The 14,752-nt window shown below is 51.8% G+C and carries 8 protein-coding genes; all 8 read left to right on the forward strand.

The genetic code is table 11. The features are described 5' to 3' along the window. Positions 1-150 precede the first annotated feature (150 nt). The 8 genes from GT409_RS08065 (at position 151) to GT409_RS08100 (ending at position 14,691) form a co-directional block, all read left to right on the forward strand. Positions 151-1,143 (forward strand): LacI family DNA-binding transcriptional regulator, encoded by a 993-nt coding sequence (locus GT409_RS08065; RefSeq protein ID WP_160628591.1) that lies wholly within the window; start codon positions 151-153, stop codon positions 1,141-1,143. Between the two features lie 105 nt (positions 1,144-1,248). Then, a complete protein-coding gene (locus GT409_RS08070; RefSeq protein WP_160628592.1) occupies positions 1,249-4,338 on the forward strand; it encodes a hypothetical protein in 3,090 nt (1,029 codons plus the stop codon). A 147-nt stretch (positions 4,339-4,485) separates the two neighbouring features. Further along, positions 4,486-5,433: a dihydrodipicolinate synthase family protein gene (locus tag GT409_RS08075; protein WP_160628593.1), complete on the forward strand. Its 948-nt coding sequence runs from the start codon at positions 4,486-4,488 to the stop codon at positions 5,431-5,433. Positions 5,434-5,522: 89 nt separating this feature from the next. Next, positions 5,523-6,689 carry a Gfo/Idh/MocA family protein gene (locus GT409_RS08080; protein ID WP_160628594.1) on the forward strand — a complete coding sequence of 389 codons (1,167 nt, stop codon included), beginning with the start codon at positions 5,523-5,525 and terminating at the stop codon, positions 6,687-6,689. 26 nt (positions 6,690-6,715) lie between these two features. Next, positions 6,716-8,290, forward strand: coding sequence for a sodium:solute symporter family transporter (locus tag GT409_RS08085; protein WP_160628595.1), 1,575 nt, complete (start codon positions 6,716-6,718; stop codon positions 8,288-8,290). A gap of 22 nt (positions 8,291-8,312) precedes the next feature. Next, positions 8,313-9,530 carry an exo-alpha-sialidase gene (locus GT409_RS08090; protein WP_160628596.1) on the forward strand — a complete coding sequence of 406 codons (1,218 nt, stop codon included), beginning with the start codon at positions 8,313-8,315 and terminating at the stop codon, positions 9,528-9,530. Between the two features lie 208 nt (positions 9,531-9,738). Continuing rightward, positions 9,739-11,505: a LamG-like jellyroll fold domain-containing protein gene (locus GT409_RS08095; RefSeq protein WP_160628597.1), complete on the forward strand. Its 1,767-nt coding sequence runs from the start codon at positions 9,739-9,741 to the stop codon at positions 11,503-11,505. A 48-nt stretch (positions 11,506-11,553) separates the two neighbouring features. Then, entirely contained in the window at positions 11,554-14,691 is a 3,138-nt protein-coding gene (locus GT409_RS08100) for a LamG-like jellyroll fold domain-containing protein (RefSeq protein WP_160628598.1), read from the forward strand. Positions 14,692-14,752: the final 61 nt, after the last annotated feature.

Below are 14,752 nucleotides of genomic sequence, written 5' to 3' on the forward strand. Positions count from 1 at the left end.
ATCTTTGTTGAGCTGAGTCCGGCATATATAAAATTTGCCATTGAATTTAGATATTCATGATATGTCTGGAAATTACTTTGATTTCAGAATCGTTTTTGTAATTTCAAACCAGCTATCATTTCCAAAAGATTATTTTTTCAGGAGAGATCTATGAATCTTCAGGTTGTTGCAGAAAAAGCTGGCGTTTCAGTCGCAACGGTTTCGCGTGTGGTGAATAACCGGACTGGGGTGTCGGAAGACAAGGTAACGCGAATCCGAGCCGCGATTAAAGAGCTTGGGTTTGTTCCGAAAACCCGGATTCCCCGGTCGGTGCCGTCTGTGGCGCCGGATGGGGTGAAATATGGAAATGTTTTGATTCTGGTTGTCGGGACTGGCCATCTTAGCGCCACAGAGCTGTTTGTTCGGCAGTTGGAGCCGATTTGTTTTGGGCTTTCAGAAAAAGGGTTCTCACCGGTTGTCAGTATGGGGGCGACATCTTTGAACCAAATGCCTCCGGTTGCTCAAAAACGACTGATCGACGGGGTTGTTCTCTTTGGGGAAGTTGAACAGGAGTTTCTCGACTTTTTTGAGGGGATACCTCTTCTTTGGATGACGTCGCACCAGGAAGGCAGTAATGCGTTTGTCCTTCCGGGAAATCGTGAAATCGGTCAGCTCGGCGCGGAGTATTGCCGGAACGAAAACTGCAGATTTGTGGTGGCGGTCAGTTCGGTTTTGGGCGCAAAAGTGTATGAGAGTCGTCATCGGACATTTATTGAGGCGGCTGAAAGTTTTGGTTTGGAGTGCAGTCTTTTACTGGGCTCGGAGGCAGATTCCATTGAACATTCAGTGAGCGCGGTGATCGAAAAAGAGATCGATCTGATCAAGAAAGCGGATGCGATCTTTTTTCCATCGGACCGCATCACTGCATTTGCGTATCCGGCGCTTTGCCGGGCCGGGATTTTCAAAAAGAGCAAGGTTCCGGTGGTGATTTCCTGCGGCGGGGAGAAAAACTATCTCAGCGGGCTGGATCCCCGGCCGGTCAGTATAGATATGGGGGCGGAACTGATTGGGCAGCAGGCGGTTGAACAGATTGTCTGGCGGATGCGCCATCCGACCCAGAAGCGGCAGTTTTCCGTGGTGATTCATCCGGAGCTGACGGAGTAATTTCTGAATGAAAATCTGAGTTGGGTACGAAAACGCTTGCGCTTGTAATATCAGCAATTGTATCATTGATTTCATGAAATTTCAGGCCGGGCAGTGGAGGGGATTATGAGGCGGATGTTTTGGGGGTTTCTGGTTACGCTTGCAATGCATGCTCACCTTCTGGCGTTTTCGTTCACATTACAGGGCGGTATTGCCGAGCAGAGCTCCGGGACGCTGTATGTGGGGGCTTCCCGAACATATCAATCGATCCATGATGCGCTGGATTATCTGTCGGATAAGAAAATCACCGGGGATGTAACGATTGCTGTCGATCCGGGCGGGTATGATTATGTGGAGCCGATCTGCGTTAATCACCAGGATGCGCATCGGATTACCATCGCCGGAAACTCCGGCGGCGGCGCGGATGTGATCACTCTGGGAAGCGGCGCGATTCTTTCTGTCGCAGCGAAAGATCGGGATGGCAATGCCAGTGTCGGACCGGCGTCGGACGTGGACTGTTATCTGGTTTCGATTTCAATTCCTTCGGCAGATGTCGGGAAGGTTTCTGCAGGAGATTATGTGTTGATCCGGGCGCTGACTGGCGATTTGAACGATGCATATGAGGTTTTCCAGGGAAGCTGGGAGGTTGCTGAAGTGGTTGCCGATCCGCCGCAGATGAAGATCAGGCACAGATATCCGATGTATCCGTTTCCGGTGAATGCAAGCAATGGGCTTCTGAATATTACGGGCGGACAGGCGATTGTGCTGAATACGGTCCTGAAGTTTTATGCCTGCGAGGGGATTACCGCGGAGGGCAGGAAGCTGGGGTCGATTCAGAACCTGGCGTTGGTTGGGGATTGTCGTCCGGTGATTGATCCGGCAAATCTGTATGTGAGCAATCCGGGGCTGAGCAGTGAGGATTACGCGACGGTTCTCGAAAATCATGCGAGCCGGGCTCTCGGTAATGCATGGGGTGCGGTGTTCCATGGTGTTCAGGCGGAACTGGGCGGCAATGTTTCGATCGACCGCTATGTAGGCATTTCCCAGTTCGATGGGCAGGGGGTCAGTGCGCTCGGCGGATCCTGTGTGACGGCGGACCGGACGGCCAGCTGCGCCAATGAACGCCGGGGTTTTTATCCGACGCAAACTGCATATATGCGGTGTGATGAAACGATTGGCAGTGCGAATAATACCGATGGATATCTCGCGGACCTGAATGCAGTTCTGGAGATCGAGTCTGCTGCCGCTGCCGGCAACAGGGAGCAGGGCGTTCTGGCGTTACATAAAGGGCGGGTGTATGTGAAGAGCAGTGTTAGTTGCGGGAACGGAGTAGGAGGATTTTGTGCGCGCGCCGGGCTGAGTGAGATGCTGATGAGTACAACCGGTACGGCTAAAAACTGGGCAAAGAATAATCTGGGGCCCGGAGTTTATGCTGCGAATGGCGGAGAGATTCGAATGGCCTACACCTGGGTGAAAAACAATGCCGTTAATGGTGTGGACGGGGATTTGTTTTCAAAATGGTTTCTGGGCAGCGAAAACAACTCATACAGCAATGGCGGGAACAGCTGGGATTTTGCTTCGCCGGATCTGGTGGTCAGCAACAGCGATTATACGGCGTGGAGTTATCACACGATGCCGTTCGCTGCAAAAACGTGGAGCTCGGACAACCGGAGAAAAATTCTGCTTCTGGACGACAATAAAGGTCCTTATGAGGCGCACTACACCATTAATCCATTGCTGCCTGCCGGCGGAGTGAATTTCAAAAATCTCTATGATTTCTTTGAGTTCATTGATGATTACCGCATTCAGGCGAACGGAAAGATGCTGAATGTGGAGTTGGCATACGGGGTTCACCATTATTACAAAACGCTGGTGATTGACCATCCGGACGCCTCAAAGATCAAAATTTACGGGAAGCGTCTGATTTCCAAAGAGTATGTGGATATCCGTATCCTTGATACGGTGGATGTCACCCGCTACTCAAATTACTGCACCGCCGAACTGCAGTTGGTGGACTCGTATGAGGATCGTGTGGATGTTGGTGATTACCTGAATATCATCAGCAGTGATTCGAGTGACGGTTCCGATCATGAGCTCTTCCGCGGTGCGTGGGAGGTCATTGCTAAAAATGATACGACACATACTGTCACCATAAAGATTCTGCAAAGGGATGCGGGGCTGGCTTCACGGCTTGAAGCATCGAAGATTTCCGGCATATCGGGCGGGTATGTGACTGCAAAGCTGCTGAAGAGTGTGATCAAGTTTTATGCAGCTGACGGGATTGTTGTTGATAATACATTGCTGGGAGATCTTTCCGGCGTTTGCCTGATTGGTGATTATACCGGCTTAACCAATCCGCCGGATTACGCGGCGAACCCTCCGTCTGTATTCTCCAGCCAGACCATTCTGGACCGGCTGGCCTCGGCCTATACGAACGGTTGGGTTGAATATGACGGGATCCATGTGATGGATACCGGGTCCATTAATATTTCCGGCGCATCTGCCGTCTGTGGATTTCCCGGGTCCGGAGCTTATGTTTCGAACGGATCCGTGGTCGAAAACTTTATGCACAGAACCCAGAGCCTGGCGTTGATGACTGCATGTGCAAACCGGCGGAGCGGTGTGTATTGCACACAGGATTCAACCTTTCAGTCAAAAGCTTCCGGTTCGGTCCATAACCGGGCGAGCGGATATGTGGCGGATAGTAACAGTATGCTGTACGTTTCCATTGCTTCTGCAATTGCAAATGCGGATTACGGCTTTTGCGTAGATGGTGACAGCATGCTTTCCGGAAACCGCACCAAGGCGCTGTTTAATCTGGACAGCGGTTATGTGACCACCGACCGGTCGCACTCCACCGCGGCGGAGAGTGAGTCCCGTGAAAACGGACTGCATGGGTATTATCTGTATGATTCCACCGGAGCGTTCGAATATTCGGTTGCGGATCAGAATGCGCAGTACGGGTTTGCACTGATTGAAAGTATCGGCCGGATGTACAGCCTGACGGTCAGCGGGCAGGGCTGCGGATTGTACGGGAAGGATTATGACAGCCTGTATCTGCGCAAGACCTGGCTTTATTCCCCCAATTCGCTGATTGAAAATAATGATATTGGGGTGTGGGCAGACAAGAATGCGGTTCTCACCGTTACGGGCAGCACGTTGTCCGGCAATCAGGTGGGGGTGAGTACGACCAGTGGAGGGGTTATTATTCAATAGGTTGTTGTCGGACTGAGGCTGTGTGTTTTCAGTCTTTTAAATGGTATCAGGCAGGAGTTGGTCGCGTCGGTTATGAAATAACTGAAAATAAAATAATATTTTCTTGTAATTTCAAAGCGGAGAGGCTACTGTTCTCTAGGTTCAATTATGAAAAACAAAGCAATATCAAATGGTATATGGCCGGTCATGCTGACTCCGTTCAAAGAACGGGATCAGATTGACTGGAAGGGTCTTGAAGAACTGACGGAGTGGTACATTGCGCAGGGCGTGCATGGTCTTTTTTCTGCCTGTCTTTCAAGTGAAGCGCTTGACATGAACGATGCAAACAAGCTGGCGCTGGTGCGCCGGGTTGTTGAAATTGCAGACGGACGCGTTCCGGTGGTTGGCGGTGTGATGGGCGTCGAAACACGGGAAAAGCGCATGGAAATGGCGCGGCAGGTTGTGGCTGATGGTGCGGCGGCGGCGGTGCTGACCTTCTGTGACGTTGCTTCTGAAGAAACATCGGATGAGGCCTGGGTTGAAGAAATGGACCGTCATCTGGAAATTTCCGGCGGTATTCCGATGGGGGTGTATGAGTGTCCATGGCCTTATCACCGAATGATGACGCCGCTTCTGACCGAGTATGTGGCGCAGCAGCCGCAGTTCCTGTTTCTGAAAGAGACCTCCGGAAACCTATCGGAGATTGAGCGGAAGTGCCGGGCCGGAGCGCTGTCGGGGCTGAAAATTTTCAGCGCGGATGCAATCACAATTGCGGACGCGTATAAACTGGGAGTCAGTGGTTTCAGCGGACTGCAGACCAACCTCTGGGCGGCGCTTCATGTGAAGGCGTTTGAGTGTCGAAAAAGCAAGCCCGAACTTACGGATCGGTTGCAGGAATTTTTCAGGGAGTATAACTGGGCACTGAGCAAATCCTATCCGGCCAGTGCCAAACAGTATCTGAAAACCGCCTGCGGACTCGATATCGGAAATCTTTCCTTCTTAAACGGAGCGGCGGTCGACGAGTCGGATCAGGAATGGATTGATGAACTGGCCAAAGCAATTCGGGGTTTCACTACGGAAGTTGCCGAGACAGCAGCAGATCTTGTGGCAGTGTGATTTCATAATCAGCCCCAAGGGTTGGAAAAACAGACGACAAAGGTCCGTTCTGTTTCCAAACCTTGGAGCAACAGAAAGAGGTTTCGGTGATGAGCGGATCTTCCGGCTCCATAAAAATCGGTTTAATCGGGTGCGGATTTCGAATCAAGGAAGTGGTGCGCTGCATGGCGCAGCATCCCGGGTTTGAAAAGGTGGAGATTGTTCAGGTGTTCGATCCGAACCCTGAATACGGGAGCATCATTCGCGATGAATGGGCGCCGAACCTGCAGTTTGTGGATCGCTATGAAGCAATTCTGGAAAACCCCGAAATCGAGTGGGTAATGATCGGATCATGGAACTGTTTTCATGCGCAACAGGCGGTTGCCGCATTCAGAGCGGGGAAGCATGTGTTCTGCGAAAAGCCGCTGGCGACGACGTTCGAAGACTGCGTGGCAATGCGCAATGCGTGGAAAGAGAGCGGGCGGCAGTTTGTGATTGGGTTTACGCTGCGTTATTCCCCGCACTACCGGAAAATCAAAGAGCTGGTTTCTTCAGGTGTGATCGGAGATCTGGTCAGTTTTGAATTTAATGAAACCATTTCGTTTGATCACGGCGGCTACATTATGGGCGGCTGGCGCGGCGACCGCGCCAAGGCGGGAACGCACCTGCTGGAAAAATGCTCGCACGATATCGACATCGTGAACTGGATTGTCGGCGCTCCGGTTGCGCGGGTGGCATCCTTTGGCGGCCTCGACTTTTTTGTTTCGGAAAACGAAAAGAAGATGGAGCGGATTGGAAATTCGCCGGACGGGAAACCGGCATATATGGCGCATGTCGGCGGAAGAATGAAAAATCCGTTTACGGCCGACAAAAGTATCATCGATAATCAGGTGGTGATTCTGGAGTATAAAAACGGGGTTCGCGCTACGTTCCATGCCAACTGCAATGCGGCGATTCTCGAGCGCAGGATGTATCTGTGCGGAACCGAAGGAGCGCTGCGTGCGGATGTCATCTGTGGAGAAATCGAAGTGCAGCGAATCGGGTACGATACCGACCTTGAGGTGTTTGATACGAATACGGCCGACAGTCATGGTGGTGGCGACGATGTGCTGGGCAAAGAACTTCTCGACTGCATGATCGACGGGGCGGAGCCCGGTTCCAATCTGGAGGACGGGTTTCTGGCAGCGATCACCTGTTTTGCGATTGATGATTCGATGGGCAATCGGGCCGTGGTGGATTTGTTGCCGTATTGGAACAGGGCGGGGATTGAATTTTAACGAATGGCTGGAATGAGAGTGCGGCAATGAGTCTGAGTTGGATTGATATTTTAGTACTAGTGGTTTATTTCGCGCTGACGCTGGGAATCGGTGCCTGGTTTTCCCGAAAGAACACCAGTACGGAGGAATATTTTCTGGGTGGTCGGTCGTTCCCCGGCTGGGCGTTGGGGTTGAGTCTGGTGGGAACCTGCATGAGTTCTGTGACGTTTCTTTCCCATCCGGCCGATGCGTTTAAGACCTCTCTGATTCGCCTCACGATTGCGTTTAGTTTTCCGCTGGTTGCGCTGTTCGGAGCGTATGTGCTGCTTCCGTTTTTTCGGCGAGGAACTATTTCGTCGGCCTATGAATATCTGGCGCAGCGGTTCGGGCGCTCTGTGTCCTGTTATGCCGCCTGCATTTTCTTTCTGATCCAGATCATTCGCGTGAGCACGATCCTCTATTTGATTTCACTGCTGATTCATACGGTGACCGGTATGGACTTCGTGACCTGTCTTCTTGTCGCTGGTGGCGTGACCGCGCTTTACACCGTCAGCGGCGGTTTCGACGCGGTGATCTGGACGGATGTAATGCAGACGCTGACGCTGATTTCAGGTTCTTTCATTATGATTGGGCTGATTATTTTCAAAACTGACGGCGGGTTCGCATCGTTGATTCAGGCGGCATTGGACCATGGCAAACTATCGCTGGTTAAGGACATCAGCGCCGTGACCGGTCAGCTTGAGCCGATCGGCGGCGGTTTTTCTCTAGGCGAAAAAACGTTTGCGATGCTTTTGATCATGGGTGTGGTTCAGTTTATGAACAGTCAGTTCGACCAGACCAGTATTCAGCGCTGGTGTTCCGCTAAGTCACCCAAAGAGGCGCGCAAGGCGATTCTGGTGCTGGCGTTCAGCGCGGTTCCGATCTGGGCAAGCTTCATGTTCGCCGGAACCATGCTCTGGGCTTACTTCTATTTCAATCCGGACCCGGCTGTTAGCGAGATGCTTTCCGGGGTGCGGAAGGCCGAAGAGATCGTTCCGTATTTTGTGGTGCACTACATGCCGGTTGGGTTGTCGGGGCTGGTGATTGCCGGGGCACTGGCGGCGGCAATGTCTTCGCTCAGTTCCAGTATCAACGCGGCCAGTATGGTTTGGGTGAATGACATCTATAAACCGTACCTGGTTAAGCTGCAGAGCGATAAACATTATTTGAAGGTCGGATTCTTGGCATCGACCGTGGTTTCTCTGCTGATGCTGCTCGGCGCCTGGCTGTTTTATAAAGCTGATGCAAAAACGCTGAATGATCTGGGGTGGATTCTTTCCAGCGTCTGTGGCGGCGGCATGGTGGGAATTTTCTTTCTGGGTGTATTTTCTCGTCGAGGTGACTATCGTGCGATCTGGACAGCCTTGCTTGTGAACGCATTGGTGACCTCCTATATCCTGCTGGACAGTCGCGGTGTGGTTCCCGGTCCGCTGTCCCTTTCTATTGATCTTTATTATGCGGCACTGATCGGAAACGTGCTGACGTTCATTATTGCCTGGTTGAGCAGCTTTGTTTTCAAGAGCAGGGTGGAGGATTTGACCAACCTGACGGTCTGGGATCAGGATGGCTGTCCGCTGGTTTAAACAATTATCTGAAAGAATGACTATGGCTGATGTGTTTAAAAAAACCGTTTTAATATGGGGAATGATCGTCCTTTCGTGTCTGGCCGGAGAGCGTCGGCGGGTTCAGTTGCCTGACCCGAATGCTCCAATTCGGGTGAGTTCGGAACTGTTGAAAAAAGCCGACGATGCCACGTGGGGGCTTCCTGAAATTCCGGGAGTGGAATTGAAAACGGTTTATCGCGCAAATCCCGAGACGGGAACATTTGTGAATCATCCACAGCTTGCTTTTTTTAAGGGCCGAATGTATGTCGGGTTTCAGCTTTGTCCTTCAAACGAAGATTCGAATGATTCTGTTGCGGTGTACAGCAGCAGTGTGGATTTGAAGACATGGACGGCGCCCGAAGTGATCGGGCCGCCAGCGGAGGGAAATTATTTTCGTGCCAGTGTCGGCTGGATGCAGGATGAGAAAAATCTATATGCACTGGTTCTGCGCCGAGACGAGATCGGTACTGTCAATGAAACTGAGTATCGGGTGACGTCGGACGGGAAGACCTGGTCTGATTTGGAGGTATTGGTTCCGGATATGATGGGCTCTGCCGGGGCGCGGCCAATTACGCCGGGAGGGCGTTTTCTGCTGTCCGGGCATGGGGATCGTGAACGGAACGGGGCCGTACAGTATGAAACCGTTTTTTATTATCATGACGGTGATGATTTATCCAAAGGCTGGGTGAGAAGTGACTCGTCACATGAGATTCTGAAATACGGCAGTTCGGACAGGGTGATGTCCCGGGGAATTGAGGCGGACTGGTTTAGGCGTCCGGACGGCGTGCTCGTACAGGTCCAGCGTGACGTTGTCAGAAGCGGCTATGTGATGGCTTGTGTCAGTGATGATCAGGGAGCGACCTGGGGTCACCCATTTCTGACCGATATTCCCGATTCCTCCAATATGCAGTGTGCCGGGAACCTTCCGGATGGCACCTGTTACATGATTACAACGCCGGGGCCGGTTCATGTCCCCAATGATAATTTGCAGCCGCGTATGCCGCTGGTTTTGTGGTTGAGCCGGGACGGCACTGTTTTCGATCGGGCATTTTTGATTCGTTCGACGCCGCCGGTGCGGCGGTATGAGGGGAAAAGTAAGACAGCAGGGTATAGTTACGTCGGCGCGCTGGCGCATGAGGAATTTTTATACATCACCTATGCAACCAATAAAGAAGATGTTGAAATTTCATGTGTTCCTTTGGTCGGCTTGTATGATTAAAAGGAGATTCTTGAAGGTTTGTGAGGATTTTAAAGTTAAATATTTTGAAATTTCAAAAAAATATTTCAAATTAGAATTGAAATTGCAGAGTGTTTTTTTTATAAACGAGCCAACAGAGAATAAATATGGTAAATGGGCAGGTCGGTGTTTTGAGGGGATCTGCCGCTTGGTTTGAAGATCGATAAAAGCAATCAGGAAGGAGACTGAGATGAGAAACTTATGTGCAACTGTTTTGACAGTTTTGTTTGCGTTCACTTCGGCATATTCAGCATTGGTGGCGCACTGGGATTTCAGTGATCAGACGTATAACGATCAGATCGGCAGCTTGAACGGCAGTGCCGTCGGAACCGTTTCAATTGTTCCTTCCGGCAATTACCGCTTTGATTACGCTCTCCAGACGACCGCTTCGGCTAATAACGCAAATTATTTGAATATCGGCAATATTGGTTCGCTGGGGATTTACACCAACAGTTTTACGCTGTCGTATTGGTTCAAGGCCAGCCAGGCAACCGTGGACGCCGGGTCCGGCGAGGTATGGGAAAGCTACTCAGGAAACTCTTCTGTTGGCTATGAAGGGATTCAGTCTGTCTTGCGCAAAACCAGTCAGTCCAGTGCCGGTAAGTTGTACTCTGTCGTTGCGGAAAACGGCACCACGTCAACTGCGCTGCTGAACAATGGGGTTCTGGCGGATGACAACTGGCATTGGATTGTCATTCGCTACGACGGCGCCACAGATGAGCTGAAGTATTTTGAGGACGGGGTGCACATTGCGTATCGTGACCAGACCCGCATTGCGTCGCTGGCCACAGAGGCTGCCCGGGATGCCCGTTTGGGGGATGGCTTCGGCGGTCTGATTGCTGACGTGCGGATTTATGATGCCGCGTTGTCTTTCACAACGGATGCAAACAGTGTCGTGACAGGCGGTGAGTTGAGCGAGTTTTATTCAGGTCTGCCCGCCGCGTTGGTAGCCCACTGGAATTTCGATGGGGAATCCTACGAAGACCGTGTGGGAAGCAATGATGGTCAGCCGCTTGGAGCCTGTTCGATTGTTCCTTCCGGAAATGGATACTTCACAAATGCTGTTCAAACCGGATCGACTCGCAATTCCGATGTTTTCAATGTGGGCACATTGGCAAATCTGAATCTGTCCACCAATGGTTTTACGCTGTCCTATTGGATTAAGCATGACCCGTTTGTGAATGCCGCAGGATTTGTTGATGTCTTTGAGAGTAATGCCCAGAGCATGGGAATGCGCACGACATTGCGAGCGAGTAATATTTCCAGTCCCAACCGGGCTTACACCTCAATTGAGGGGCTTGATGGTGCGGACGAGCTTCTGAACGGGGGAACCATGGCGGATGGCGAGTGGCACTGGGTTGTGATTCGCTATGACGGTGAGACCGATACGGCGCACTATTTTGAGGATGGACATTTTTATGATACAGAAGTCGGTATCTTTACTCTGACCGATGGAGCCCGGAAGGTTTATATCGGAAACGGCTTTGATGGCCTGATTGGCGATATCCGCATCTATAACGGTCCGCTGAGCTACACGCTGAATGATTCCAATGATATCGTGGGCGGTGAACTGGATGCGATTAACGTTCCTGTTACGGATGACGTAGATGACGATGGCATTCCCAACACCTGGGAAGAGCTCTATTTCGGTAACTTGACTGGGGCCGTGCCGGGAGATGATCCGGATGCGGACGGCCATAATAACGAGGCTGAATATATTGCCGGCAGCGATCCGACCGATCCGGCCTCTTATTTCGCTGCGTATTTCAAAGCCGACTCCTCCCTGGAGTGGAATGCGGTTTCCGGACGCGTTTATTCGATTTACTGGAGTTCTGATCTGATCAGCGGCTTCCAGTGTCTGGAAAGTAATGTGGTTTGGACCGGTTCCAACTTTGTTGATGCAGCCCACAGTGCTGATTCGCAAGGGTTTTACCGGGTGGATGTGCGGTTCGAGTAAGGCCGCTGAAGCCGGAAGCTTGTTGAATTTTAAAGGATGAAGAAGCAGATGAAGAGAGTGTGTGCGGGTCTGATGGTTTTCGTTGCGGCGGCATTGCCGTCGTATGCGGGACTGGTGGCGTGGTGGGATTTCAGCGACGGGACGTATCGTGCTCGGGCCGGAGCTCTGGATGGGGTTGCTGTTGGAACGGTTTCCGTTGTAGACGTGACCGATTCGGCTGTACCTTTTGAGAAGGCCCTGAGAACAGCAGCTTCCGGTAATAATGAGAATTACCTGAATATCGGCAATATCGGTTCGTTGGGAATTTACTCAAACAGCTTTACCTTGTCGTATTGGGTTAAGGCCAGCCAGGCTACGGTGGATGCCGGGTCGGGTGAGGTCTGGGAGAGCTATTCGGGAAGTTCCGCCTCTGGCTATGAGGGAATTCAGTCAGTTCTTCGTAAATCGTCGCAGTCCAATGCCGGCAAGTTGTATACCGTGGTTGCTGAAAACGGCACAACCTCAACCAAGCTGCTGAATCATGGCATTTTGACGAATGATCAGTGGCATTGGATTGTGATTCGCTACGATGGCGCAACAGATGAGCTGAAATATTTTGAGGATGGGGTGCATGTTGTCTATCGCGATGAGATCCGCATTGCTACCTTGGCAACCCAGCTCGAGCGGGATGCTCGACTGGGAGATGGGTTCGGCGGGCTGATCGCGGATGTTCGGATTTATGACACTGCTCTTTCTTTTTCAACCGATGACTTCGGAGCGGTAATTAGTGGGGAGCTCAGTGAGGTTCCGCTGAAGCCGGAGCCTCCTGCGCCGCCTCCACCGGCAAAGTTGGTGGGTCATTGGGATTTCAGCGATGGGGCATACGATGATTTAGTGGGAAGCAACGAAGGCGATCCACGTGGGATTTATTCGATTGTTCCATCGGGAAATGAATATTTCGCGAATGCGATTGAAATTGGGCCGACACGCAATATCGATTATTTCAATGTCGGAACGTTGGAAAACCTCAATATAGGAACCAACAGTTTTACCGTGTCGTATTGGGTGAAACATGCCGCCTTCACCAATGTCAATGGGTATGTCAACACGTTTGAAAGCAAGCAAGGCGGGATGGGGATAACCACCGTGCTGCGCGCGAGTAATATTTCCAATCCGAACCGGGCTTATACCACCATGGAAAGTTTGGATGGCACGGACGGCCTGCTGAACGGAGGAACTGTTGCGGATGGTGCATGGCACTGGATTGTTATTCGCTATGACGGCGAGACAGATACCGCGGATTATTTTGAAGACGGTCATCTGTATGATACGGAGACCGGAATTTTTTCTCTAACCGACGGACTGCGCAAAGTATTTATCGGAAATGGCCTGGATGGTCAGATGGGCGACATTCGCATTTATAATGGTGCTTTGAGTTATACCTTGGATGGAACCGGTGATGTCGTTGGAGGCCAGTTGGCCACTGTTACGGAAAACTGGGGCGTTGAGTATGCTGTCTGTCCGTCGGATTATCAATTGTATCCCCGTGACCGGGCCACCGATACGGCGGTTGTTCAAATCAGCGGAGCGGTAAGCAACGGTGCTGTGTCTTCTGTTTTGTTACGTGTTTTTCGGGATGACGTGTTGAGCAGTACGGCGACCCAGTCTCTGGTGTTCGTGGATGGGGCCGCTCCGTTTGCGTTCGACACCACGATTGCTGCCGAGACGAATAACTATGATTTTGAAATCCTGCTTTCAAAAGACGGCCAGGAAAACCTGGTGCGGCGCGTCGAGGATGTGGTGGCGGGAGATGTGTTTGTTATTCAGGGCCAGTCCAATGCGGATGCTCGTCTGTATGACGGATCGGCCAGTGAAAACGAAAGCCCGTTTATTCGCACCTTCGGAATGAACAGCGACGTCGCTGAGGTGACCGAAACAACTCGGAAGTGGTTTTTAGCCAAGGGTGACGGAAGCCGCGGCATTCCAGGCGGGGTCGGGCAGTGGGGACTGCGCATGGCGCGGCTGTTGGTCGATGAGTATCAGGTGCCGGTGGCCATTCTTAACGGTGCGCATGGCGGGCGGCCCATTGATTTTTTCCAGCGCAACGACGCGATGGCGAAGGATTTGAATACAAACTACGGCCGGTTGCTCTACCGGGCGCAAGCGGCCGGCGTGGCCGATGCGATCCGCTCGATTCTGTGGTATCAGGGTGAATCCGATCAAGGAGACGGCGACGTCCATGAAACCGGTTTTGTTGCGCTGTATACTGACTGGAAAGAAGATTACCCGTCGGTTGAACGGTTTTACATTCATCAGGTTCGCGTTGGGTGTGGTGTGGACAAGAATGATGTGGACCTGCGTGATCGGCAGCGCTGCCTGCCGGATACCTATCCGGACATGACGGTTATGTCGACGACCGGGGTTAACGGGCATGAGGGTTGTCACTATTTTTATGAAACCGGATATAAGGAAATCGGGAATCATATCGCGGCGCTTGTCGCGGTTGACCTGTACGGTTCAGCCAATACGGCGAATGTAACGGCTCCCAATGTCGATTATGTTTATTTCAGCAAACCGACCTGCGATGAGATTACGGTTGTGGTGCGTAAGCCGGAGGACCTGTTAACCTTTGATGCCGCTGCTTCTGCGGATTTTCTGCTGGAAGGTTCGCCGGTCGCGGTGACAAACGGAGTCATCGGGGCGAACAATACAATGGTTCTGTCGCTGGACGGCGATGCGTCCGGTGCGACCGGCCTGTCTTATACCGGGCATAGCTATGACGGCGCCTGGGTGACGAATGCCGCCGGTGTCGGCCTGTTGACATTCTATAATGTTCCGGTTCGGAAAGGCGATTCCGACAATGACGGGCTTGCGGATGAGTGGGAGGCGCATTTTTTCGGTGATGCAATGGGTGCGTCGCCCAATGAGGATTCGGATTCGGACGGACAGAGCAACCTGCAGGAATATATCGCCGGCTGTGATCCGACCAGTTCGAACTCATTTTTTTCGGCTCGCTTAAGTTCTGACTGTGTCCTCGGTTGGAATGAGGTTTCCGGGCGGGTTTATTCGGTCTATTGGACATCCAACCTGCTTGGCGGGTTCCAATGCTTGGAAAGCAATATTCCCTGGACGGGTTCCGGGTTTGTCGATGCGGCGCATCATGCGGAGCCGCTGGGATTTTACCGGGTTGAGGTTCAGCTTCAATAACCCGTACGAATTTGTTCGGTGCGCCATGTCTATTATTCTCCAGGAACATTGTGCTGCAGTG

Source organism: Tichowtungia aerotolerans (genome assembly GCF_009905215.1).
Taxonomy (GTDB): Bacteria; Verrucomicrobiota; Kiritimatiellia; order Kiritimatiellales; family Tichowtungiaceae; genus Tichowtungia; species Tichowtungia aerotolerans.